General features: G+C 70.9%; 18 protein-coding genes and 1 pseudogene. 6 read left to right on the top strand and 13 right to left on the bottom strand.

All coding sequences use genetic code 11. The features are described from left to right. Nucleotides 1-271: 271 nt before the first annotated feature. Entirely contained in the window at nucleotides 272-2155 is a 1884-nt protein-coding gene (locus tag IEZ12_RS09930) for an APC family permease (protein ID WP_229847424.1), read from the top strand. A 97-nt stretch (nucleotides 2156-2252) separates the two neighbouring features. Here IEZ12_RS09930 and IEZ12_RS09925 read toward each other — a convergent pair whose 3' ends face one another. The 9 genes from IEZ12_RS09925 to ligD form a co-directional block, all read right to left on the bottom strand. Further along, entirely contained in the window at nucleotides 2253-3179 is a 927-nt protein-coding gene (locus IEZ12_RS09925) for a DUF4232 domain-containing protein (RefSeq protein WP_189271665.1), read from the bottom strand. A gap of 177 nt (nucleotides 3180-3356) precedes the next feature. After that, complete coding sequence (locus IEZ12_RS09920) at nucleotides 3357-3998, bottom strand: class I SAM-dependent methyltransferase (RefSeq protein WP_189271664.1); 642 nt, start codon at nucleotides 3996-3998, stop codon at nucleotides 3357-3359. Between the two features lie 93 nt (nucleotides 3999-4091). Further along, on the bottom strand, nucleotides 4092-4616 hold the full coding sequence (locus tag IEZ12_RS09915) for a GNAT family N-acetyltransferase (protein WP_229847385.1): 525 nt from the start codon (nucleotides 4614-4616) through the stop codon (nucleotides 4092-4094). Between the two features lie 29 nt (nucleotides 4617-4645). Beyond that, nucleotides 4646-5833, bottom strand: coding sequence for a DUF5685 family protein (locus IEZ12_RS09910; RefSeq protein ID WP_189271663.1), 1188 nt, complete (start codon nucleotides 5831-5833; stop codon nucleotides 4646-4648). A 149-nt stretch (nucleotides 5834-5982) separates the two neighbouring features. Continuing rightward, nucleotides 5983-6750 (bottom strand): HAD hydrolase family protein, encoded by a 768-nt coding sequence (locus tag IEZ12_RS09905; protein WP_189271662.1) that lies wholly within the window; start codon nucleotides 6748-6750, stop codon nucleotides 5983-5985. Between the two features lie 166 nt (nucleotides 6751-6916). Beyond that, a complete protein-coding gene (locus IEZ12_RS09900; protein ID WP_189271661.1) occupies nucleotides 6917-7303 on the bottom strand; it encodes a DUF6188 family protein in 387 nt (128 codons plus the stop codon). 43 nt (nucleotides 7304-7346) lie between these two features. Next, nucleotides 7347-8459: an NUDIX hydrolase gene (locus IEZ12_RS09895; protein ID WP_189271660.1), complete on the bottom strand. Its 1113-nt coding sequence runs from the start codon at nucleotides 8457-8459 to the stop codon at nucleotides 7347-7349. A 218-nt stretch (nucleotides 8460-8677) separates the two neighbouring features. Then, nucleotides 8678-8866: a YegP family protein gene (locus IEZ12_RS09890; protein ID WP_043907943.1), complete on the bottom strand. Its 189-nt coding sequence runs from the start codon at nucleotides 8864-8866 to the stop codon at nucleotides 8678-8680. Between the two features lie 153 nt (nucleotides 8867-9019). Further along, nucleotides 9020-9952, bottom strand: coding sequence for a non-homologous end-joining DNA ligase (gene ligD / locus IEZ12_RS09885; protein WP_189271659.1), 933 nt, complete (start codon nucleotides 9950-9952; stop codon nucleotides 9020-9022). A 266-nt stretch (nucleotides 9953-10218) separates the two neighbouring features. Here ligD and IEZ12_RS09880 point away from each other — a divergent pair, with 266 nt between their 5' ends. Further along, nucleotides 10219-10902, top strand: a complete 684-nt coding sequence (locus tag IEZ12_RS09880) for a GNAT family N-acetyltransferase (protein ID WP_189271658.1) — start codon at nucleotides 10219-10221, stop codon at nucleotides 10900-10902. Between the two features lie 436 nt (nucleotides 10903-11338). Here IEZ12_RS09880 and IEZ12_RS38075 read toward each other — a convergent pair whose 3' ends face one another. Next, nucleotides 11339-12379, bottom strand: a complete 1041-nt coding sequence (locus IEZ12_RS38075) for an excalibur calcium-binding domain-containing protein (protein WP_229847384.1) — start codon at nucleotides 12377-12379, stop codon at nucleotides 11339-11341. Nucleotides 12380-12675: 296 nt separating this feature from the next. On the opposite strand from IEZ12_RS38075, the pseudogene IEZ12_RS38070 reads away from it, so the two are divergent. Beyond that, nucleotides 12676-12783, top strand: a pseudogene (locus IEZ12_RS38070) (ATP-binding protein); the annotation flags it as partial. 58 nt (nucleotides 12784-12841) lie between these two features. On the opposite strand, the gene IEZ12_RS38065 reads toward IEZ12_RS38070, so the two are convergent. Further along, nucleotides 12842-13837 (bottom strand): hypothetical protein, encoded by a 996-nt coding sequence (locus IEZ12_RS38065; RefSeq protein ID WP_229847383.1) that lies wholly within the window; start codon nucleotides 13835-13837, stop codon nucleotides 12842-12844. 559 nt (nucleotides 13838-14396) lie between these two features. On the opposite strand from IEZ12_RS38065, the gene IEZ12_RS09860 reads away from it, so the two are divergent. Continuing rightward, nucleotides 14397-15008: a DUF6461 domain-containing protein gene (locus IEZ12_RS09860; protein ID WP_189271657.1), complete on the top strand. Its 612-nt coding sequence runs from the start codon at nucleotides 14397-14399 to the stop codon at nucleotides 15006-15008. 1356 nt (nucleotides 15009-16364) lie between these two features. On the opposite strand, the gene IEZ12_RS09855 is transcribed toward IEZ12_RS09860, so the two are convergent. Continuing rightward, nucleotides 16365-16913, bottom strand: a complete 549-nt coding sequence (locus IEZ12_RS09855) for a TIGR03086 family metal-binding protein (RefSeq protein WP_189271656.1) — start codon at nucleotides 16911-16913, stop codon at nucleotides 16365-16367. A gap of 443 nt (nucleotides 16914-17356) precedes the next feature. Further along, entirely contained in the window at nucleotides 17357-17848 is a 492-nt protein-coding gene (locus tag IEZ12_RS09850; RefSeq protein ID WP_189271655.1) for a hypothetical protein, read from the bottom strand. A 667-nt stretch (nucleotides 17849-18515) separates the two neighbouring features. Between IEZ12_RS09850 and IEZ12_RS09845 the strand changes: the two genes are divergently transcribed. Further along, complete coding sequence (locus IEZ12_RS09845) at nucleotides 18516-21908, top strand: ricin-type beta-trefoil lectin domain protein (protein ID WP_189271654.1); 3393 nt, start codon at nucleotides 18516-18518, stop codon at nucleotides 21906-21908. Nucleotides 21909-22234: 326 nt separating this feature from the next. Continuing rightward, complete coding sequence (locus tag IEZ12_RS09840; RefSeq protein WP_189271653.1) at nucleotides 22235-22702, top strand: winged helix DNA-binding protein; 468 nt, start codon at nucleotides 22235-22237, stop codon at nucleotides 22700-22702. The last annotated feature ends 449 nt before the right edge of the window (nucleotides 22703-23151 follow it).

Genomic DNA, 23151 nt, shown 5'->3' with positions numbered 1-23151 from the left:
AACAGCAGCCCAACGCCGCCCCAACGGGACGTCAAGCCGCCGGGACCGCTGCCGACCTGCGCAGATGGGGGACGTTACGATCCAGCCTGCCCTGGACGGTGGCGGAGGTGACCTACATTGACGTGGGAGTCCGCCCGGTGGGCCGGAGCATCCGGCGGCCCGGGGCTCCCGACCTCGCGACAGGAGCAACACAGTGGTCGATTCCGCCCCCGCGGACGCCGGCTCGGCGCGACAGCGCCTGCGGGCCTGGCTGCTGGAGGGCCTGTCGGACATGGCCAAGCAGCACCCCGGCCCGCACGCCCAGGCCACCGACCAGCAGCACGGGCAGCGCTGGTGGCGGGTGATGTGCCTGACCGGCCTGGACTACTTCTCCACCCTCGGCTACCAGCCCGGCATCGCGGCGCTCGCCGCCGGCCTGCTCTCCCCGATCGCCACCATCGTGCTGGTCGCCGTCACCCTGCTCGGCGCACTGCCCGTCTACCGGCGGGTCGCCCAGGAGAGCCCGCACGGCGAAGGCTCCATCGCGATGCTGGAACGGCTGCTGTCGTTCTGGAAGGGCAAGCTGTTCGTCCTGGCGCTGCTCGGCTTCGCCGCCACCGACTTCCTGATCACCATCACGCTGTCCGCCGCCGACGCCACCGCCCACCTGGTGGAGAACCCGCACCTGACCAAGGCGCTCAGCGGCCACCAGGTGCTGATCACGCTCCTGCTGGTCGCCCTGCTCGGCGCGGTGTTCCTGAAGGGCTTCAGCGAGGCGATCGGCGTCGCGGTCGTCCTGGTCGCGGTCTACCTGACGCTGAACGTGGTGGTGGTCGCGGTCGGCCTGTGGCACGTCGTCACCGCACCGTCGGTGATCACCGACTGGGCGCACGCCCTCAGCATGGAACACGGCAACCCGATCGTGATGATCGGCGTCGCCCTGGTGGTCTTCCCCAAGCTCGCGCTCGGCCTGTCCGGCTTCGAGACCGGCGTCGCCGTGATGCCGCACATCGAGGGCGACCCCGACGACACCGAGGACCGGCCCACCGGACGCATCCGCGGCGCCCGCAAGCTGCTCACCACCGCCGCCGTGATCATGAGCTGCTTCCTGATCACCACCAGCTTCATCACCACGCTGCTGATCCCCGCCGACGACTTCAAGGCCGGCGGCCCCGCGAACGGCCGCGCCCTCGCCTACCTGGCCCACCACTACCTGGGCAACGCCTTCGGCTCGGTCTACGACCTGTCCACCATCGCCATCCTGTGGTTCGCCGGGGCGTCCGCGATGGCGGGCCTGCTCAACCTGATGCCCCGCTACCTGCCGCGCTACGGCATGGCCCCGCACTGGGCCCGCGCGGTGCGCCCGATGGTGCTGGTGCTCACCGCGATCGCCTTCCTGGTCACCTGGCTGTTCGACGCCAACGTCGACAAGCAGGGCGGCGCGTACGCCACCGGCGTGCTGGTGTTGATCACCTCCGCGGCGATCGCCGTCACCATCGCCGCCCGGGCCGCCCGGCAGCACCGGTGGACCATCGGCTTCGCGATCATCGCCGCGGTGTTCGTGTACACCACCGTCATCAACATCGCCGAACGCCCCGACGGCGTGAAGATCGGCGCCTGCTTCATCGCCGGCATCGTGCTGGTCTCGCTCGCCTCGCGGCTCGCCCGCGCCTTCGAACTGCGGGTCACCGACGTGCAGTTGGACGAGGTCGCGGAACGCTTCGTGCGGGACACCGCGCACCGCACGATCCGCTTCATCGCCACCAAGCCCGCCACCCGCGACCTCGCCGAGTACCGCGACAAGGTGCACCAGATCCGCGCCGACAACGACATCCCGGTCGAGGACGACCTGATGTTCGTCGAGGTCACGGTGCTCGACCCGTCCGACTTCGAGGCCGAACTGAAGGTCCGCGGCGAGGTGCTGCACGACCGCTACCGGGTACTGACGCTCGAACACTCCAGCGTGCCGAACTCGCTCGCCGCGATACTGCTGCACGTCCGCGACACCACCGGCCAGCTCCCGCACATCTACTTCGAGTGGACCGAGGGCAGCCCGTTCGCCCAGTTCCTGCGGTTCTTCCTGTTCGGCCAGGGCGAGGTCGCCCCCGTCACCCGCGAGGTGCTGCGCGAGGCCGAACCCGACCGGGCGCGGCGGCCGCGGGTGCACGTCGGCTAGACCCTGTCCGGGCGTCCGTTCAGGGGCAATCGAAGTGGGAAAACGCTTTCCGAGTGTGCCTCGGAAAGCGTTTTCCGTTTCCGTGCGGGGGAGCCGCTCAGGACTGCGGGACGTCCTCCCGGGTCCACGCACCCACGCCGAGGCGGCCGGTGGTGCCGAGGTCCAGCTCCGGGGTCACCATCACCGGCGCCGCGTCGGGCGTCGCCCGCACGCGCAGGTACGGGGCGTTCACCGGGTCCGCGGCGAGGTTGTCGTTGGTGTTGCGCCACACCACGGTGGACCGCACCCCCTCGCCGGTCTTCAGCACGATCCGCTGCGGCGGCGTGTCCGCCCCGGTGCCTGTGGCGATCGCCGCGCCGCCCTTCAACACCTGCAGCGAGTCCACCGCCCGGTGCTTCTCGTCCAGCGCCTGCACCTGCGGGTAGCCGTCCACCGTCACCGGCGACGTCCCGCAGTTCACCAGGTGCAGGCCCACCACCCGCAGCCCCATCGCCGCGTCGCCCTGGTCCGCGTACAGCCGCACGCCGGACGCCGGGCAGGCTCCGCCGTGCGACGGTGCCTCCGCTGTCGGGACGCTGCGGACCCGGGAGATCTTGACGCTCGGGACGATCGGCTGCTGGGACGCGTTCGCGCGCGCCGGGTTCCGGGTGCCCACCTCGATCCGGCCGCGGACGGTCGCGCCCGGCGGCACCGCCGTCACGGTGCCGGTCGGGCTGGTGTCCAGCCGCTGGTCGGCACCCGACCACCCGAACAGCACCGAGAAGTCCGCAGGTTCGCCGCCCGCGTTGGTCACCTCGAACTCGGCGCAGACGTCGTTCACCGAGACGATCCGCACCTCGTCCCGGACCCACCCCTCCAACGGCCGCTCCAGCGGCACCCCGCACGGTCCCGCACTCGCCGACGGCGCGGCCGTCCCGTCGCCGGCGGTCGTCACCGACCCGCACCCGGCGAGCAGTGCGGCGGCGACGACGGTGAGAGCGGTGACGGTGACGGTGACAGCGGGGCGCACGGCGGAAGCAGACATCCGACGAGTCGATCACGCCACGGGCCGGCCGGTCCGTGAGCCAGCTCACAGTGCGGGCAACAGCCCTGCAACGGTCGTCGGTTCACGACCGTATGTTCACGGCCGTCAGGTCACGGCCGTCGGTTCACGGCCTATGTTCACGATCGTCGGCTCGCGAAAGCGGTCGCGGTCGGCGGTTCACGGCCGACGGGCGAAGAGCAGCGCCCCCGGCACGTCCGCGTCGGGGTCGGTCAGCAGGTGGGCCTCCACCGTGAACCCGGTGTCGCGCAGCCATGCCGCCACCTGGTCGGGCCGGCGGCGGTGGACGTGGACCCTCATCGGCTGGCCGCCATAGCCCTGCGTCTTCAGCCGGGACCCGGTGCCGACGTGGAAGCCCACCAGCAGCGGCCCGCCGGGACGCAGCACCCGCCGGAATCGGTCGAAGACCGCGGGTACCGCGTCGTCGGGCAGGTGGATCAGCGACCAGAACGCGAGCAGCCCGGCGACCGATTCGTCGGCAAGGTCGAGGTCCGTCATCGAGCCCACCTCGAACCGCAGGTCGGGACGGTCGCGGCGGGCCACGTCGATCATCGCGGGCGACAGATCGATGCCGAACGCGTCAAGACCCAGCCCGTGCAGGTGAGCGGTGACGTGTCCGGGACCGCAGCCCACGTCCGCCACCGGCCCGCCCCCGCCGGCGTGCACCAGCTCGGCGAACAGGGCCAGCGCCGCCCGGAGGTACGGCGCTCCGGCCAGCACCCCGCGCATGCGGTCGGCGTAGTCGGCCGCGACGGTGTCGTAGGAGTCCCGGATGTCCGTCAGCCAGTCGTCCGTGGTCATGCCCGTCACCGTAGCCCAGGGCTCAACTCCGCTTCCCCGCCGCCGGATTGCAGTCGTTCGGCGGCGGGGCGCCACGGCGGGCATCGAGTCAGGTCACATCGGAAGCGAGTGCAGCCGGACCGGGCCTTCGGGCCAACCGGCCTCGGGTGTCAGCGACTTCCACATCGCGCCGATCGGGACGGCGGCCGGGCCGTCGGGCTGATCGGCCGTCACGGGGGTGGGCAGGGGCAGCCAGCCGAGGTGGGCGTAGAGCGGCGCGCGGTCCGGCAGGCAGAACAGCAGGGCCCGGTCGAGGCCGTCGGCGCGGGCGGCGTCCAGCGCGCCGGTGACGGCGAGCCGGGCCAGGCCGCGGCCGCGCATGGCCGCATCGACGATGACGCCGCCGATGCCCGCGACGTCGAAGCACTGCCCGCCGACCTCCACCGGCGCCACCACGAACCCGGCGTGTGCGACCACCCGACCCCCGTGCCACACCCCGAAGTGCCGGTCCTTGGGACGCCACGTCACGTTCAGCGACCCGGTCTCGAACGGGTCGGCCGCACCGCCGCCCAGTGCCTGGACCTCCGGCCAGCCCCAGTCGGCGAGCTCGGCCGTTGTGAACTCCGCTGTGTCACCCATGATGTGCTCCATTCGTTTCCGGTCGCGGGCTACGAGCAGTCGCACCCGCCGCAGTCGCACCCACTGCAACAGCCGTCGTCGCAGGAGCAGCACTGGCAGCACTCCGGGTCGCAGCCGTTGCAGCAGTCACAACAGTCGCAGCAGGAGTCGCAGTTGCGCTGACAGAACCCCTTCTGGCGCTCCCGGGAGAACGGATTGTCGTGCTCGCAGCACAGCAGCTGGCACGTGCAGGCCATCGTCAACCAGACCGCGCAGCCCACGATCGTGTCCCGGCGCGGCTTCTGCGGGCCGGACGGCGGCAGGTTCGGATCGGCGGGCGCGTCGGGGTCCGTCCCGGGCGGCGCGGTGCTCGCGCAGACGTGCCCGGTGCGGCCGAAGACTCGGTCCACCGCCTCGCCGGTCTCGTGCGCCAGCAGACGGTGCACCAGTGCCCGGTCGGTGAACTCGACCTCCGCCAGGGCGAGTTTGATGCCGTGCACGGCGTCCCGGCAGAGCCGCCGGGCCTCCTCCTGCGAGGTGCCCGACACGGACAGCGGATTCCACAGGCCCTGCGCCTCGTCCTGCTGCCGGTCCTCGGCCGCGTCCAGCAGGTGCGCCAACCGCCCGAACAGGCGGCCGGCCTCGGCGAGCGCCGCCGCGTTGCCCGGACGGCCCGCGAGCACCGCCGTGTGGGCGAACGCCGCTGCCGTCGCCTCCTCGGTCGGCGCGGTCGCCAGCAGCAGCGGACCGCCCGCCGTCACCAGCCGCTCGGCCTCCTCCTGGCGTCCGGCCGCCGCCAGCAGCACCCCGGTGTCGAACCCGACCGCTGCCGCGCTGCCCGTGCTCTGCCGCTCCCACCGCCGGGTTATTCGCCGCGCCCCCGCCGCGACCGGCCGGCGCGCGAACACCCCGTCCCCGTCCAGCACGTGGTCCCGGACCTTCACCGAGGCCAGCGCCAGCGAGACCGCCGCCGCCAGCCGCGCCCCCTCGCCGCGCGCCACCGGCGCCGTCCGCATCCCGCGCAGCGGGCACGGACCCGCGGTGCGGCGGTCGGCGGCGCGCGGCGACTGCGCCTCCACCAGCACCGAGATCACCAGGCCGTCGTAGTTGGTCGCCGTCCGCGCCAACTGCCCGTGATCGTCCCGCAGCGCCAGGCACAACCCGCACAGGTGCGCCAGCCACGAAGCGTGCAGCCGCTCCGACAGTCGGTGCCGACACGGCCTGATGATCCCGAACAATGCCCCCGCCCCCCTCTACGGCCGGCCACCCCGACCGGCCGCCATCCTAGTGACGCGTTCTCACCTGCCGAGGTTCCGGCCCCGGGCGGTCACGGTGCGGGCCGGTCACGGCGCGGGTCGGTGACGGTGCGGGTCGGTGACGGCGACCGTCAGGCCGCCGGCGTCGCGGCCAGCCGCAGGATCTCCGCGGCGACGTCCTCCGGGTGCGCGGCGACGGTCGCCGCGGCGAGGCCGTCGAGGGCGGGGTGGGCGCCGACCCGGACGGCGTGGCGGGCGTGCTGGAGCAGCGTGCGGTCGTTGATGTCGTTGCCGAAGGCGTTGTAGTGGTCGATGCCCAGGGAGACGAGGGCCTCCCGCTTGTCGGTGGTGCCGGGCGCGAAGTCGACGATCGCCTCGTCGACGTGGTGGTTGACGGACATGCCGAGGGCGCGGCAGGACTCGGCGAGGGCGTGCAGGTCGGTCGCGGAGACCGCCAGGAGCTTCACCACGGCGGGGAGTTCGGCGACCTCGACGCGGCGGGCCACCCGGTTCTGGTCGATCCGGTCGAGGATCGGGTGCTCGGCGGGGCCGGTGTACGCGTAGTCCCACGGGCCGTCGGCGAGGTAGCCGGCCTTGAACCGTTCGAGCTCGGCCAGCAGCTCGGCGAGTCTCCCGGTCGAGAACGCGGCGCGCATCCGGACCCGCCCGCCGACCGAGACCAGACTCCCGTTGCCGCCGATCAGCGTCGCGGACGGGAACGCGCCCTCCAGCACGGGGAGCAGGTCGCGGATCGGCCGGGCGGACGCGAAGACCAGCTCGTGGCCGGCCCGCTCGCAGGCGTCGAGGGCGGCGAGGATGCGGGGGTCGATCGACCTGCCGTCGAAGCAGAGGGTGCCGTCGATGTCGAAGACCGTGGTACGGGCGGGCGAAATGATCATCGTTGGAGCGTAACGAGTCCGATGTCCGGCCCGACCTCCACCCCCGTGACCTGCCACGCAGCCGGGCGGCGGCGCACCTGCTCAGGCAGCGGGCCCGTTCATGCGCCGGGCCTGTTCATGCAGCGGGCCCACTCACACGCCGGGCCCGTTCATGCAGCGGGTCCGTTCACGCGCCGGGCCCGCCGTCCGGTCCGCCGGTGAAGAGGACGCCGGCGGGGGAGGCGAGCTGCCACGGGTGGACGGGCCCGGCGGGGGCCGGATCGGGGGCGACGGCGAGCGTGTGCCCGGTGTCGAAGACGAGGTGCAGGCCCCCGGCGGGGGTGACGGTTGCCCGGGTGACCGTGGCGTCCGCCAGTGTGCCGAGCGCGCCGGACGGGGTGACGCCGAGCGCGGGGTAGAAGTGGTCGACCTTCGCACCGCGCAGCAGCCGGAAGTCGTTGCGCACCGTCAGCAGCAGCCCGCCGTCCAGGCGCAGCACCAGCCGGTCGCCGCCGCCCAGCGATCGCACCGCGCACCCGTCCAGGCCCAGGCCCGGCTCCGTCGATCGTTCCATCCGTACCTCCCTGTCGCTGATCCTTCCCGGGTCGGGGGCCCGGCTACTCGTGCGACCCGCCCGGGCGGGTGACCGAGGTGACCGACGGCGAACCGGACTCGGGTACGCCGTCCAGCAGTTCAGCCGGACCGGCGTCGGCCGGCAGGTCGCGGACGGCCAGGCACGCGGCCATCCGCCGCCCGGCGGGCCCGGACAGCAGGTGCCGCGCCTCCTCGGGGGTGAACAGTCCCCACTCGGCGAGCTCGTCCTCCTGGAGGCGGATCGTCGACAGCAGCTCGGACGTCACCGTCCCACCGTCGAACACCAGGACGGTGCGCGGGAGTTGGTCGTCGAGGCCGGGCACCCAGTCGATCGCCAGCAACCGGCCCGGCTCGCGCCGCCAGCCCAGTTCCTCCAGGGTCTCCCGCCGGGCGGCCTCCCGGGGCAGCTCGCGGTCCGCCTCGATCGAGCCGCCGGGCAGCACCCACGCGGACTCGCCGTTCCATGGCGTCAACCGCACCAGCAGCACCCGGCCGCGCTCGTCCGTGAACAGCATCCGCGCCTTCCCCCGGATCCGCGGCCGGCTCGCGTAGTACGTCTCGCGGTCCATCGGCGGCGGCGGCGCGGGCCGATCGCCGCCGGGCGGCAGCAGCGACGCGATCCCGGCGGGGCCGGTGTACGGGGGCGCGGGCCACGGCCGCAGGTGCCGGGCGGTGTGACCGGCCGGCAGGCCGTCCGCGAGCTCCAGCGGCGCGGCCGAACGCGGCGCCAGCGCGCACGAGCCGACCCGCCGGGAGAGCAACGGCGGCAGCGCCGACAGCAGCTGGTCGGGCGTCAGGTACACCAGCGCATCCAACTCCTCGGCCTCCAGCCGGATCGTCGCCCGCTGCGCCTCGGTGAGCGGGTCGGCCCAGTACAGGAACGCCGCGATGGGCGGCCGGTGGTGGTCCCGGGACCAGTCCAGGCAGGCGAGTTCGCGCAGCACCGGGGTGATGCCGAGCTCCTCCTGGATCTCCCGGACGGCGGTGTACCGGGGCGACGGGTCGGACGCGTCCCAGCCGCCGCCCGGCACCTCGATCGGGTGCTTCGTCCGGTACGACACCCGGGCCACCATCACCCGCCCCTGCTCGTCCGGGAACAGCACCCCCGCCGCCGCCAGCAGTTCACGCCCCGCCATCGCCAACCCCCTCGTCCGGTCCGCTTCGCCGTTCCCAGCATGCCGCAGCACCGGGCGCGCGAACCGTCATGACGACGAGCCCGTGACAACCCTTCGGGTCGGTCACAGGCTCGCCACTCCGGGCCCGCGCTGGAGCCCGGTGTGCTGTCGCGCGTATCGGGCGGCAGCGGTCCGGGTCGGGCGCTCGCGCCGCGCGGGCGCGGGGAGCGCCGTCCGGGTCAGGCGTTCGCGCCGGTCTCCTGGAGCTGCGCGTACGGCGCGAGCTTCCGGATCGACTCGATGCTCTTCAGGCACTGCTCGCGGGACTCCTCCGGGTCTCCGGTCACCACGATCGCGCCGTTGGCCGCCTTCAGGCGGAAGCGGTGGTTGCCCATGTCGTCCACGTACAGCTCGAACTTGCCAGCCATGCCAGTGCGTACCTCTCGCTCGGGAAGCCCCCCGCAACGGCACCGTACGGACTGCCCGGGAGCGTCGCGCGTCGGATCGGCCATCGGATGCAGCCCGGGGCGGGACGACGGTCGGGGGCCTCACTCAGGTCGGGGAGCCTCAGGTCGGGAGCCTCAGGCCGGGGGTTCGCGGACCACCTCGGCTGCCGGGCGGTCGGTGCGGACGCCCTGGTAGCGGGGCGCCCGGAGGCGGCCGTCGCGGGTCCACTCGGTGAAGCCGACCTGCACCACCAGCTCCGGCCGCACCCAGTGCGAGGTGCGCTGCGGAACGTCCTCGGCGGGGTCGAACGGGCTGACAGGGGAGGCGAGTTGGAGCATCGCGCGGTGCACGGCGTGCAGCGTGCGGGTGTCGAATCCGGTGCCGACCTTGCCTGCGTAGCGCAGTCGGCCGTGCTCGTGATAGCCGATCAGCAGCGCGCCGAACGCCTCCCGACTGCCCGCCGGATCGGTCCAGCCGCCGACCACGAACTCCTGCCCCCGCTCGCACTTGAGCTTCAGCCAGTCGCCGGACCGGGCCGCCAGGTACCGCCCGGCGGCGCGCTTGGCGATCAGCCCCTCCCAGCCGTGCGCGCACGCCTCGGCGAGCGGGACGGGGACGCCCGGCTCGGCGACGGTGAACTCGGACAGCCGCAGCGGCGTGTCGAACTCCACCGCTTCGGCGAGGAGTTGCTTGCGATCGAGGAGCGGAAGGCCGGTGGTGTCGTGCCCCTGCAGGGCCAGCAGGTCGAACAGCACGTAGTCGACGACGACGCCGCTGGCCAGCGCCCGGACCGGATCGTGCAGCCCCATCCGCTGCTGGAGCCGGGCGAAACTGGTCCGGCCGCCCTCGAAGGCGACGATCTCGCCGTCCACCGCGAACCTGGGCACCGGCTGCGCGGCGAGGGCCGCCACCAGCTCCGGGTAAGCGCTTTCCAGTTGCTGCCCGGTCCGCGACCGCAGAGTCACCCGGTCCCCGTCCCGCACCGCCAGCGCCCGAATCCCGTCCCACTTCCGCTCCAACACCCACCCCTCGTCGAACACCCGCCGGCTGCTCGACACCGCCAACATCACTCCACCACCACTCACCCCGCCACCCGTTCCACCCACCGCCCCACCCGAACCCGCCCGGCGGCCCTGTCCGCTCTGCCGGCGCACCGTCAGCTGCCGCCGTTCCCGGCCGGCGACAACGCAGAGTGATGACCGAGAAGAGGACGTTTCTCCGACCCACTGCCATCTGTGCCGGTTTCGGACCGACCGGAACACGGAGGGCGGCGGCGGACGACGGGGCCGGTTGGTCGCCCGTCCACCGGTTGCGGTCATGTTCTAATCGCCGGATGACGAGGATCGAACCAGAGCTGATACGACGTTGGCTGAACGGCTGGACCGTAGCCCGCTCCCTGCCTGAGGCCGAGCCGGTCGAGTCCGCCGGGGACGGCCTGCGGTCCAAGTGCGACCAACCCGGCCGTGAGGTCGAGGTGTTCGCGCTGCGTGCGGATGAGGACCCTGAGTCCTTGGCGCGGCTGGCGGCATCCGTCGCCGCCGCGCAGCAGATCACCTGGCTCACGGTGCCCACGCTGCGCCCGGGCACCGTCGAAGCCGTCGTCAGCGCTGCCGGACTGGAGTTGCTCCACCGGTCCGAGTGGTTCATGACGACCGATCTGACCGAGCACCCGCAGCACGCACCCGCCGCGCCGTACGAGCGCGAGGTCCGCACGGAGGGAGCAGTCACGGTCGTCTCCCTCCACGGCCCCTCCGGAGAGATCGCAGCGCGCGGCACCATCGCCGTGATCGGCCCCGATGCGATCGCCGATCGCATCGAGACGGCCCCGGCGCACCGCCGACGCGGCCTGGGCCGCGCCATGATGAGCGCTCTGGCGGCGGCCGCTGTGGCCCGCGGCGCCCGTACCGGTCTGCTCATCGCCAGTGAGGAGGGCCAGCGCCTCTACTCCTCCCTGGGCTGGCACCACGAAGCCGACGTCCTGATCGCCCGGCGGCCGGTAGTTCCCGCCAACAGGTAGGACTCGCTCACGCGGCCTGTCCACAACTACGCACGGCGTACTCGTGCGGACTGGCCTCCAATCACGGCCGCCTGTCAGAGATCATCCACAGGAAGGCGAAGCGCACTGTCGTACGGGCCGGACGGGATGTGTGGAGGGTGGCGGTGTCGTAGTCGCCGAGCGCGGCACGTTGTCCCTGCGGTGCGCCCTCCCTTTGCCGGCTCGCGCAATGCATGGGTTCGCGGTGATCGAGGAGAGACGGCTCGCTTCCGGCGCTGACTGTCCGTCACGCTCGTCGTTGGCACGGTCTTCGGCTGTGGGGCGTGGCGCGGGACGATCACGGTCATCGGCCGACTCTCGCTCGCGCGGGAGGACCCGCCGAGACCTACCACGCTGAGGGGTTGGTCCAACTGCCCCCCGCTTACGCGGGGGCGCAGCCCTGCCCCGGCTATGGGTACTACTCGCAGGCGACCCCGTCACCGTCTCGGTCCAGCTTCTTGCTGTAGCCCGGATCCCCCTGGTGAAGGGGTGCTCGGCCGGCGGCTCGGACTGCGTCGCAGTTCTTGTAGTAGACGCTGCCCCCGCCGCCCGAAGAACTCCCATCCGACGATGAGGAACCGCCCGACGAGGACGAACTGTCGGAGTCGTCCGTGGTGGGCGGCGCCGGGTCGGGGTGCAGTTGGGTGTACTCGGTCGCCGGACACGCGGTGCCTGGCGCTGTCACCTTCAGCCGCGCCGCTGTGCTCTTCGGGTCTTTGATCTCCTTGCCCTCCTGCGGGTCCTGGAAGCAGACGGTCCAGTCGTCCGCCGCTGCGGGGAGCGTGACGTCGGTGTAGGCGCTGCTCGCATTGACCTTCTGAAGGGCGAGCGGGGCGAGCGTCTCTGACGCTTTGCCGAGAGTCAGGCCGATGACCTTCGGCATCTTCGGGTAGGGGATCGGTTCGCCGTCGTTCGCCGGACAGGGCTGCTCGTTGCGGACCACACCGAAGTCGATCTTCTTGCCCGACACGTTCTGGAGGCAGACCTTCCAGCTGCTGTCGGCCCACTGGCCCGCGTCACCGTTCGAGGCGTCGTGCGAACTCGCGCTGTACCCGGCGGTGCGGGCCGCGTCCTTGGCCACCTTGAGGTTCTGTCCGACGAAGCTGGGCGGTCCCGCCGGCTCGGAGTTCGCGGACGGGTCTGCAGGCGCCGCGGCCGGCGCTGGAGCCGTCGGCCCGGAAGTGGCCTTCGATTCCTCCGGTCGGTCTCCGAGGAAGGGCGTGATGAACCAGAGGCAGGCCAGTACGGTGGCGGTGATCTTCTTCGGCTGACTCCAGCGGCTGAGCCACGTCAACGCCACGCCGCCGGGCGGGAAGACGACCAGCGCCGCGATGATGAAGCCCGGATGCTGCCACCACCGCCCGGCGGTCGCTGGAGGCCCCGGAATCGGGTACTGCGACTGACCATGCGTCAGCACTTGCTGGGATTTACCGTGCCCGTACGGCGGGGGTTGCGTCATGACAGTCTCCACAAAACGAAAGTGAGCGACGCTCAACTTACAGAGAGCGTTCACACCAATGCAGAAACTGTCGACAATCGCCTCGCGTCCGGTACATGGACAGGTCTTCCCCGTGCGAGCGGGTGTCAGCCGGGCAACCCGGGGGTGTTCGTCGTCATGGACCAGTCCTCCCCGGCGGGAACGAGGGTCTGCCAGACCAGGCTTCTGCCGCGAGAACCCAAAAGAGGACCGCAGGAGCAGGAAACGGCCTGATGGCAGCGGCAACTCGGGTGAGTGAACAAGTGCCAGCCCCGGATGGCTGGACCAAGACCTTCACCGACCCCCGCCTCTGCGCGGCCATCGTCGACCGTCTCGCCTTCAACGGCACCATCATCGAGACCGGCACCGACTCCTACCGCCTTGCCTCGCCTCGGCCCGGGCGCGGGTCGAAGCACCCGCCAAGCCGGTTGACCGCTGCATGCTTCAGCTTGACGGTCCTTCACCCCAGGGATCGTCGAGCACTGCTCCAGGGAACTTCGCTGTGAGCATCTCGTCGATGCAACTGCGCAGCCCAAGGCCGGTGGGGTCGACCCAGGTGAGCCATGGCACCGGCTGGAGCAGGTCGTCGTACTGGCGGGTGCCGGGGTCGGTGAGGAGGGCGCGGAGCTCGTCGGGTGCGGGGTCGGTGACCAGGCACAGCCAGGCCAGGCCGGCGCCGATGCGGACCTCAGGCGGTCGTCCGGGATCCGACCAGAGGTTCCGGGCCCACTCGGGGGCGTGGTCGTCCTGGTGTTCGCGGGCGAGTTGGGCGATCGCCAGGATCAGGCTCACCCGGACCACCGGATCGCCTTCCTTCGCCAGCCTGAGCCGCAGAGCCGAGGAGACGCGTGAGACCTCGTCGGTCGCCACCGCCAGGACGTAGGCGGTCACGGAGCGGACCTCGGAGTCGGGGTCGGTGAGGAGCGGGAGCAGAAGGTGCACGTCGTCCGTGACGGCCTGACGGGCGGCCTGGATCGTCCAGTCCACCGGGCACATCGTGCTGCCCTCGACCATCAACGGCTCCTCGGCGACCCGGAGTAGGCCTTCCCGCGATCCGTCCCCCATGTGCTGGCACCGGCCGATCTCGGTGACCAGGTGAAGGATCCGGGCACGGAGCCCAGGGTGCCCGGTCGCCGCGATCCGGAGCAGGAACGGCACCGCCAGTGCCCCCACCGCGATCGTGCCGCCCTGGTGGTGAAGATTCGTCCAGAGCTGTTGCAGGGCCCTGTCGGCGGCTTCGGCGTCTCCGGAGCCGAGCGTCGTGAGGAGGCCGGGGATCTCCTCGCCCGGGCCGTAGAAGTGCGGAAACCGCTGCCAGGGGACGTCGTCGTACCTGAACCCGTCCTTGACCTCCGGCGGGATCGCGCCCGCGGCCGCCCGCACGTCGCAGTCCGTGCTGACCCACCGTTCCGGCCAGCCGGCCCAACCGTCATCGTCCATGGCTTGGCCTCCCAGTCCACCGACAGCATCCGAACCCCGGGAGTCTAACGACCGGTTGATCAAGAGACGGACCGCTTCTGCGGCACTCCGGTGGCACCGCACCACAGCGACGTCATTTCTCTTGAGCACCTGCAGCGCTCAAGATGCCAGGTCCTTCCCGCAGGAGCGGGGGGCCAGCCGGCGGTATGAGCAGCGACGCCTTCCACTCCAAGCGGCGACGTCGTACCCGCCGTGGCACGATGCATCCGCACACTGCTCGTTGATAGCTGAATCGCCATCACCAGCCGGACATGGCAAAGAAACTGGAATGCCGCCATAACGCTGCAGGTCGCGAAGCGTCCTCCCCACGCGAGAGAGGGTCAGCCGGCGCTGCTGTCCGGGGCCGGGATCATGTTCGTGTCCTCCCCGCGGGAGCGGGGGTCAGCCGGTGCCGCGGAACATGTTCGTCGCCCGGCGCTGCATGATCTCCCCACCCCATGCTCGGGCGTTGGCCAGCCTTGCTCACGTGTTTTCCCAGGTCAGTACTTCGACTGCCGGGAACGTCTGGTATGTATGCGCGATGGACATTCAGGACGACCGGTTCGACTGGATCGATGAAGAGGAAGGCTTCTACCCGGTCCTCACCCTCGTCGAGGGCGCTACCGAAGACGAGGTGATCCGGCGGTTCGGCGGCGACCCCGGGACCGCGCGCCCTCTGGTGGCTGACGAGATCTACGATCTGCAGCCGAGCAGTCCAGGCCACCGTGGCCACGTGGGCGTCGGAACCGTGGGCGGAGTGGTCTTCGCCCTGGAGGTCGTGGGCTCGACCGGAGCGGTGCCGGGTGTTCTGCGTGACCTGTCTCGCGGAGGCAGGTGCTTCGGGCTCCTCCTCGGCATCAACGGCGACGACCGCGTGCACTACGCGGTCGACGGTGACCTCGTCGTCCACGAGGAACCCTGCGGACCTGTCACCCCGCTGCGAGAAGGCGACGTCCGTTGGAATCCAGCCTGGTGCACTGGCCTGATCGACGTCGAAGAACCAGCCGAGTTCTGGGGTTTGAAGCTGTTCCTCCTTGCCGAGCGGGTGATGGGGGTGACCATCGAACGGTCGTGGTTCAGCCAGCCCTTGAGAACCGCAGAGATCCCCGACTCTGCGATCTTCATGAACACGCCCGCATGGGACATCCCGTGAACGCCAAGCTCTACTCCCTCTCCTCAAGCGGACCACGTCCTTGTCCAGGCGGTCCACGTCTCTCTCTTCGGCCAGGTGAGACGGCACGGGCTGGTCATGGGGTGAACGGAACCCGCTTCCGCAGCAAGCTGAAGGCTGCGCGGCCGTTCATCTGACGCTTGATCATTTTGATCCGGTTGACACGGCCTTCGACGACGCCGGAGTTCCACGGCAGTGTCGGGCCGGCGGTGACGGCTGTGAGATCGCGTTCGAGGCCATCGACGAAAGGCGTGGAGGTTGGGCAGGTCGTCGGCGCGGACCGCCTTGATCCATTGCGGTAGCTCGTCGCCCTGGAGTTGGGTGAGCATTTTCCCGAACGTGCGGACATGCCTGGTGAGGGCGTCCAGCTCGGGGCAGCCGGCGAGGACGGATTTGAGTTTCACGCGCTCGCTCTCCGGCAGGGCATCGGGGTGGGCAGGATCCGCCCGGCGACGGTCCGCGGCGATGGTGGTCGGGCTACCGGTGCGGCCGGAGTTGTGCGGAACGGTCTGGAGGTGGGCGCGGACGGCCCCGTAGTCGCCATGGTAGCCGTGTGTCTTGATCTTTTCCCAGGGCGTCCAGGCGCTCGTGCAGGTACGACTTGAAGTCGTCGAGCTTGGTCCTGTGGTTCTGCCACTGGCCCCGGGACAAGTCTTCCGGGGCCGTGGCGTCCGCCGGCCGCTGGACAGTGCGGTAGGTCATGCCGAGCTGGCGCTGGATGGAGCGTCGGCTGTGGCCGGCGGCCGGCAGCCCGTGGACGGTGGCGTGCTTGGCGCGGGTGCGGTCGGTGAACCGGGTGCCCGGTGGGCCGTGGCGATCCGCTCTCGGCCGGTGCCGATGCCCGGAGCCTTCTCCGGCACCGGCTCGGCGAAGGTCGCACGGAGGCACGGGCGGTTGAGGGAGACGCGCCGCTCGGCCGCTTCGCCGAGGTTGCGCCAGAGGGGGAATCGGTCCGCGACCTGGACTACGGTGGGCGCCCCGATGCCAGCACCCTTAGCGAAGAACGGGGCGCGATCTCGGCAGACGACCTCGATCCCTGGATCAGAATCATGTTCTGGCCCCACTGTTCCGGCTCGGGTGGCCCCACTGGTGGACTGGACAGGTGAGGGCGGAGCGGGTGTGCACGAGTTCCGGTGTGCAGTGGCCTCACCCCTGCGACCGGGTGAGGTTTGCGTGGCTCGGCGCGTGTGGAGCTGATGCGGCGTGATGGCCCGGGTGTGACCGGTGGCGTGAGTTCGTGAGCCCGCCCGAGCCGTATCCCCGACAGGGCGCGTTCGGGCGGGCACCGCTGTTTGCGGTGTCCGCCCGATTGGGTGGGTCAGTTCCCGGTGCGGGGAGTCAGGGGTTGCGTCCGAGGAAGTTCAGGAGCCTGGTCTGGTCGTCCGCGGAGTTCGCGGCCGCCACTTTGGGCCCGTAGGCGTTCGGAAGGCGGATATCGCTGTCCTCGGGTGCGAGCATCTCGGTGGCGAGTCGGACGGCTTCGGCATCCAGTCGTTCGTTCTGCCGTGTTGCCCGGGCGAAGTCCCAGGTGTGGATCAGGGTGTCGGCGCAGGCCATGCGGTTCACGAAGGCTGCGAACGGCATGTTGCCGAAGTCGTCGCCGAGCATGGTCGCGGCCCTGGAGGGGTCGAGCAGCGTGGCCTTGATCTCGTCGGATGCCGAGTGCCAGGCAGTCAGCAGGTCCTCTCCTCGCGAGGGCCTTTCATAGTCGGACCTGTCCAGTCCGGCGAGAGCTCGACGATGGTTCCCGATCACGTGTGCGGCAACGTCCCAGGCAGTCCAACCGGGACACGGTGAAGGCTCCTCCCATCGGTCTGGTGGGCATCCGACCAGCAGGGTGGTGAAGTCGTCGGAAATTCGTGCATAGAGGTCGAGAACGGTTGTCATGGGAGGGCATTCTCCCGGTGTGTGCTCCCGCCGGCTTCCCCCGAAGCGTGGGTTCCGCAGTCGAAAGTCGCGCCGTCAGCGGGGCTGGGATCGTCGCCGCGGCGGGGGATGGAGGGCAGGACGTGGCGGTTGTCCAGACATCACTGATCACCAGCGCCGCAATCACCCTGATGACCAGTCACCCCACCGGCCGCTCGTCCCGCCGGACCGGCCAGGCGGCCCCCAAAGGCGTCCACCGTGACTGGCCCGGGCGGGAAGTGCCCACCAACATCCCGTCGTTGACTTCCCGGCCGCTCCGATCGCCCGCGGCCCATCAGCCGATCGCGCCTGGATGGCCCGGCACCGTCGCCGATCGCCCCCGTAGGTCGTGGATGGATCGGGCGACGATCCGCAGCGCGTCGACCGCCTGGCCGGCCCTGTCGGGTCGTTCGGCGCACTGTCTGTCAGGTGTCGTACTCGCCGTTCCACGGAGCCGAGAAACCCAACCGGTCGGGATGCAGCTCAGCCCAGTCCTCCTCGCCGTCCGCGTCATCGGCGTGGCACTCGGTGATGAGACCGAAGACCACACCGTCAACGGTGACCTGGAAGGGGCGAATCGCGATGTCACAGTATTCGCGCTCTGCGAGACCTGCGAGGACGGCGGCCAGCCGCGCTTCTGCGCGGGCAACCACGGAGTGCTCGTCGCGCGGACGCGTCATCTGCTCTGCCCAGGTACCGGCGCTCCAGATGTCGGACTCCTGATGGTGCCCGTCATGGTCGAACTTGTGGACCGCGACGAAGAGCCTCTTGTGCTCCTCCCAGCCGCGTCCCATCTCGAACCCGTCGGGCAATGCATAGGTGATCGACCCCAGGAACTGACCGTCACTGAACCGGCCGATGGTATTCGTTCGACTGTCCGGCTCATACGCGACAGGGATGATCTCAGGGACAGCCATGACGGCACCCTAGACACCCAGTTGAACCCCGTCGTCACCGGGTCTGGGATCAGAGACAGGACCTGAGCCTGATGCTCAACCACCTGTGATCGTCATCGGAATGCGTGGTCCGTGGTGCCGACTGCTGCGAAGGTCGCCTCGGTGTACGCGGAGTTCGCACAGCGACGCGGGCAGCTCAGGCTCGATCGAGTTCTCGCCGGGGAGAAGTACGAGGAACACTGCCGGCGTCAGACCGCCGGATGCCACGCCGTCGGACGGCCCGTCAACTGCGAGGTCCGCGCTCGGCGCGGTCGGTCGGCTCGGTCGGTCCGGTGTCGGTGACGGTGCGACGGAAGCCGCGCGTTAGCAGGACGCACATCGGGCGCAAGCGGAGCCGTTGAAGATGGCGTGCGCGTGCCGCCACCGCGTCTCCACAATCCCTTCCCGGTGTGGAGACGCGCGCGGCCGGCTCCCGGTCGACCCGGCGGCCCGAACCCGGGCCCGCCTCGCCTCTCACCACGGACAGGGACACATCATGCCAAGATTGTTCGTTCGTACATCCGAACCACCCAGGCCGGTATGGCGAAGGGCCGCCGGGCTGGTGGCGGCGTTAGCGATCCTGGCCGGGGGCGTCGGCGTCCTCGGCACGGCCGGAGCCGCCGGCGCAGCGGATGACTCGGCGTCCCAGATGACCCCCGCGACAGCGGAGTTCGCGCCCGGGAACCCGGCGATCGTCTCGATGGGCGACAGCTTCATCTCGGGGGAGGGCGGCCGCTGGGCCGGGAATGCCCTGACCTCGGCTTCGAACGGCAACGTCTGGGGCACCGACCGGGGAATCGACGTCTACAAGGCCGAGGGGAACACCTCCTACGACAGTGGCGGCAACCGGTGTGACCGGTCGACGTCCGCGGAGATCAAGACGGCTGCGCTCCCGTACGCCGTGGACCGGTACAACCTCGCGTGCTCGGGAGCGGAGACCAAGGACATCCTCACCGAGGAGTTCAAGGGCGAGCAGCCGCAGATCAACCAGCTCGCCGCCCTCGCCGCGAACCACGAGCACAGCATCCGGGCGGTCGTGGTCTCCATCGGGGGTAACGACCTGAAGTTCTCCGACATCCTCCGGGCGTGCATCTCGTACTACATCCTTCCGGTCGGCCGGGACTGCCAGGCGTCGCAGAGTGCCGAGTTCACGCAGCGCCTGGTCGCCCTGCAGACGTCGGTCGGGAACGTGATCGACCAGGTGCGGACGAAGATGCGGGACAACGGGTACAACGACTCCCAGTACGAGTTGATCCTGCAGTCGTACCCGAGCCCGCTCCCGAGGTCCGGCGACTACCGCCACGAGCAGGGCGGGATGACGGTGAGCGGCACCAGGTACACGGCCGACGGGTGCCCGTTCTCGGACGACGCCACGAACTGGGCCAACGACGTGGTCCTGCCCAGGATCACGGCCACGCTCCAGGCGATCGCGCTGAGCCGCAACACCGTGTTCCTCGACCTGTCCCAGTCGTTCAACGGGCACGAGCTCTGCAACAGGAGCGCCAACCAGGCGGTGCAAGGCACCCAGCCGCCCGCAGCCGGGACGGCCGAGTGGATCCGCTGGGTCCCCTACCTGCTCTTCGCGGCCGGCGGACAGGGAGATCAGCAGGAGGCCATCCACCCCAACTACTTCGGCCAGCTCGCCCTGGGTTCCTGCCTGAGCGGGACGCTCAACCGCCGGGCCGCCGACCACCGGACCACGTGGGGCTACCAGTGCACCTACGCCGGCACCGACACCGACATGGCGGTGGACCCGCTCCCGGGGATGGGAGTAGGGGCGCCCGTCACCCCGCCGAACGCGGCCTCCGGGTCACGGTTCGCCGTCAGCGGTTCCGACGGAGCGCTGCTCACCACCGCCCCTCCGTTCGGGGGCGTGACGGCGATGCCGTACATCAGCTGGTTCCCCGGTATGTATCCGAACCGCACCGCGCCGGTCAGGCGGCCGTTCTACCCCTTCCAGACCCTCGCCCTGCAGGCCGGGCCTGCGAACGCGCCCGGAAGTTGGTACCTGACGGACTATCATGCTTCCAGGTACACCCGTCAGGGAAGCGAGATCGGCACCGTCTCGGCCGGAAACCCGAACCTCCCCGACGACCTCTGGACGTTCCACGACGCCGGTGGCGGCCGTTTCTGGGTGACCAATCCGGGCCATGACGGCTGCCTCACCAACACCCGCACCGCCCCGAACATCGGCGTTCCCCTCATGTTCCTCCCCTGCAACGGCTCGATGACGCAGAAGTGGGACCTCCGGGACGGCACTCCGCGCTACACCGGAGCGATCCACTCGACGGACAACTGCCTGGGCAACCCCGCCAGCGGCGCGGACGCGGTCCTGAGCACCTGCAACGTCCCGGCAGCCGAGGGGTGGAACGTGACCGCCCTGCCCGCCCGGCCCGGAATCCTCCCGGAGGACGACGGCTACACGGTGAGCAACGGCACCCGGTGCCTCACCGCCCGGTCCCCCCGTGCGGTGGTGGCCGCCTGTGACGGCAGCGCCGCCCAGACCTGGCGGTTCCTCCGTACCGGGAGCCAGCTGATGAGCCCGCAGAGCGGCGAGTGCCTCACCGAGCCGGACCAGGAACTCGGCAGCCACCTGACGCTCTCCGCCTGCGATGGTGCGAACAACAAGCGGTGGCGCGCGAGTTCGACCGCGCAGAGCCTCTGCGACGATACGCCGCCGCCGACCCCGCCGGGCTCCAGCACCCCGAACCCTGCGGGCACCATGACCCCGGCGCCGTCGGCTACCGGTACCCCGAACCCTGCGGGCACCATGAACCCGGCGCCGTCGGCTACCGGTACCCCGGGCGGGGCGAGCACCATGAACCCGGCGCCGTCGGGTACCGACGCTCCGCCTCCTGGCAGCTCGCCGACCCCGGCCGGCTGCGACCCCCAGGTGGCACTGGGCGACTCCGTCCCCAGGGCCTACTCCTTCCTGGCCGGAGCCCAGGACAGGTACGCGGGCGGCTCGTCCCTGCGCGTCCCGCAGAGCTACAGCGGCGGCCACTTCGCCCCCGGCGACGAGTTCGGCCCGACGGGCTATCAGGCGTCCTTCACCTACGACAACGCCCTGATCATCGCCGCCTACCTGCAGAACCCCTCCGGCGACAACGTCGGCCGCGCCGTCGCCCTGGGTGACAGCCTGCTCTACGCCCAGGCCCACGACATCACCCCGGACGGGCGGCTGCGCGCCTCCTACGAGCCCGATCCGTTCGTCACCCCGACCGGCGTCTACGTGGGCGGGTTCTCGGTGTACACCGGGAACATGGCGTGGGCGGGCATGGCCTTCGCCCGCCTGTACAGCGTCACCGGCGAGGGCCGCTTCCTCGACGGGGCGGTGAGGGTCGGCAACTGGATCCAGAACAACGCCGCCGACAGCCGCGGAGTCGGCGGCTACACGGGTGGTCTGCGCAATGACGACCAGACCGGCCAGACCATGATCCCGATCACCTGGAAGGCCACCGAGCACAACATCGACACCGGCGCGTTCTTCGCGATGCTCGCCCGGATCACCGGCGACCAGGGGTGGAAGCAGCGCTCGGAGAACGCCTTCCGGTTCGTGGCCTCCATGCAGGCCGACGACGGCCGGCTGTGGACCGGCACCGGCCTGGACGGCGTCACCCAGAACCGCGACACCGTCCCCGAGGACATCCAGACCTGGAGCTACCTGGCCACCCTGGACTCCCGCTACAGCGTCTCCGTGGACTGGGCCGCCACCAACCTGGCGGCCACCGACGGGCAGTTCGCCGGCGTCAGCTTCGGCCGCACCGACACCTCCAAGGTCTGGTTCGAGGGGACCGCCCACCTCCTGGCCGCCTACAACACCCGCACGGCCCCCGGCGACGCCGACCGGGCCGCCGCGCTGACCTCCACCCTGCTCGCCGCCCAGCACGGAGCCCCGAACACCGACGGCAACGGCATCGTCGCGGCCTCCCGCGACGGCCTCACCACCGGCGAGGGCGACATCTACTACGCATCGCTGCACACCGGCGCCACCGCCTGGTACCTCCTCGCCGTCCAAGGCGGAAACCCCTTCCGCCTCTGATCCCGCGGCACTTCCGACGGTCCCCCACCCCGCGGTGGGGGACCGTTCGGCTCTCGTGCGCTGCGGGTCGCCGTCGTGCGGACGGTCGGTGTGCCGGGGCGATGCCCGCGAGGACGGTGTCGAGCATCCGGTCGAACTCCGCCTCCGGGCGTCGGCCGGCGCTTCGCGGGTGCGATCGGGGGAGCGGGGCGGCCCCGGCCGACGTGCACGGCCGTCCGGTCCGCGAGGCCGGTCCGCGAGGTCGGTGCGGAGACCGGTCTTGACTTCAACTTCGCTTGAAGTTCTACGGTGCTTGCACCAGCGATCGTTTCCAGGGGGCACCTCGCATGACGAGCCAGCACACGTCCGACGCCGAACTCGCCGCTCAGCCGGCTGCGTACTGGACCGGGGTGGCCTATGAGGCCGTCATCTCGTTCACCCGGGCCCAGCAGGCCGAACTGGGCTTCACCCAGCCTCAGTTCTGGCTGCTGCGCAACCTGTCGAAGAACGACATCTCACCCGACGGCCGCGGCCTGACCGTCCCCGAACTTCAGCAGGCCATGCGCTCCTACCTCCGGCCCGAGGACGACCTGGAGGCAGCGGCGGGAGTCCTGCTGGAGCGCGGCTGGGTCACCCGCGATGCGGGGGAACGGCTGTGGATCACCGAGTCGGGCGAGGAGGCCCGGGTCGGCCTCAAGCAGCACGCCCCGGCGATCCGGGCCCGCATTCACCAGGGCATCGACGACGCCGACTACGTCACCGCACTGAAAGTGCTCCAGCAGATGATCCGGAACACGGGCGGCACCGTCGCCTAGCCGGATCTGCCGGATCTGCCGGATCTGCGGGTGTCTGCCGTGCCTGGAACGGGGCTCTCCGCGGGCCGGCAGCCGGGTTTCGGGCGGGGACTCGAAGGCGTGATTCCGTTGTACTTGTAGGCTCGGGTGGGACAGCTCTGATTCTTGAAGGGGGAGCCCGGTGCGCGCCCGTCGGTGGATAACTGTGGTCGCTGGAGTCGTCGCGCTGAGTGGGCCGACGGTTGCGTACGCCCGTGGCGGGGGCGGTAGCCACGGGTTCACCGGTGGTGGGGGCGGGGGCGGTGGGGGCGGTGGTTACCACGGGACGACCGGTGGGGGCTTCGGCTACGGGTTCGTGGCCGGTGGCGGGGGCGGCGGGTTCGTCCCCCTGCTGGTGATCGTGGCTGTCATCCTCCTGGTCCTGTGGCTCAGCTACCGGCGTCGGAAGGCGAAGCGGACGGCCGATCTGA

The sequence above is a fragment of the Kitasatospora griseola genome (assembly GCF_014648555.1).
GTDB classification, from domain to species: domain Bacteria; phylum Actinomycetota; class Actinomycetes; order Streptomycetales; family Streptomycetaceae; genus Kitasatospora; species Kitasatospora griseola.
The sequence above is the reverse complement of the archived record's forward strand: the minus strand, read 5'-3'. Positions and strand labels throughout refer to the sequence as shown.

Coding starts and splice junctions, on each gene's coding strand:
- IEZ12_RS09930 (WP_229847424.1), top strand. CDS start 272: ATGGCCAAGCAGCACCCCGGCCCGCACGCCCAGGCCACCGACCAGCAG.
- IEZ12_RS09925 (WP_189271665.1), bottom strand. CDS start 3,179: ATGTCTGCTTCCGCCGTGCGCCCCGCTGTCACCGTCACCGTCACCGCT.
- IEZ12_RS09920 (WP_189271664.1), bottom strand. CDS start 3,998: ATGACCACGGACGACTGGCTGACGGACATCCGGGACTCCTACGACACC.
- IEZ12_RS09915 (WP_229847385.1), bottom strand. CDS start 4,616: ATGGGTGACACAGCGGAGTTCACAACGGCCGAGCTCGCCGACTGGGGC.
- IEZ12_RS09905 (WP_189271662.1), bottom strand. CDS start 6,750: ATGATCATTTCGCCCGCCCGTACCACGGTCTTCGACATCGACGGCACC.
- IEZ12_RS09900 (WP_189271661.1), bottom strand. CDS start 7,303: ATGGAACGATCGACGGAGCCGGGCCTGGGCCTGGACGGGTGCGCGGTG.
- IEZ12_RS09895 (WP_189271660.1), bottom strand. CDS start 8,459: ATGGCGGGGCGTGAACTGCTGGCGGCGGCGGGGGTGCTGTTCCCGGAC.
- IEZ12_RS09890 (WP_043907943.1), bottom strand. CDS start 8,866: ATGGCTGGCAAGTTCGAGCTGTACGTGGACGACATGGGCAACCACCGC.
- ligD (WP_189271659.1), bottom strand. CDS start 9,952: ATGTTGGCGGTGTCGAGCAGCCGGCGGGTGTTCGACGAGGGGTGGGTG.
- IEZ12_RS09880 (WP_189271658.1), top strand. CDS start 10,219: ATGACGAGGATCGAACCAGAGCTGATACGACGTTGGCTGAACGGCTGG.
- IEZ12_RS38075 (WP_229847384.1), bottom strand. CDS start 12,379: ATGACGCAACCCCCGCCGTACGGGCACGGTAAATCCCAGCAAGTGCTG.
- IEZ12_RS38065 (WP_229847383.1), bottom strand. CDS start 13,837: ATGGACGATGACGGTTGGGCCGGCTGGCCGGAACGGTGGGTCAGCACG.
- IEZ12_RS09860 (WP_189271657.1), top strand. CDS start 14,397: ATGGACATTCAGGACGACCGGTTCGACTGGATCGATGAAGAGGAAGGC.
- IEZ12_RS09855 (WP_189271656.1), bottom strand. CDS start 16,913: ATGACAACCGTTCTCGACCTCTATGCACGAATTTCCGACGACTTCACC.
- IEZ12_RS09850 (WP_189271655.1), bottom strand. CDS start 17,848: ATGGCTGTCCCTGAGATCATCCCTGTCGCGTATGAGCCGGACAGTCGA.
- IEZ12_RS09845 (WP_189271654.1), top strand. CDS start 18,516: ATGACCCCCGCGACAGCGGAGTTCGCGCCCGGGAACCCGGCGATCGTC.
- IEZ12_RS09840 (WP_189271653.1), top strand. CDS start 22,235: ATGACGAGCCAGCACACGTCCGACGCCGAACTCGCCGCTCAGCCGGCT.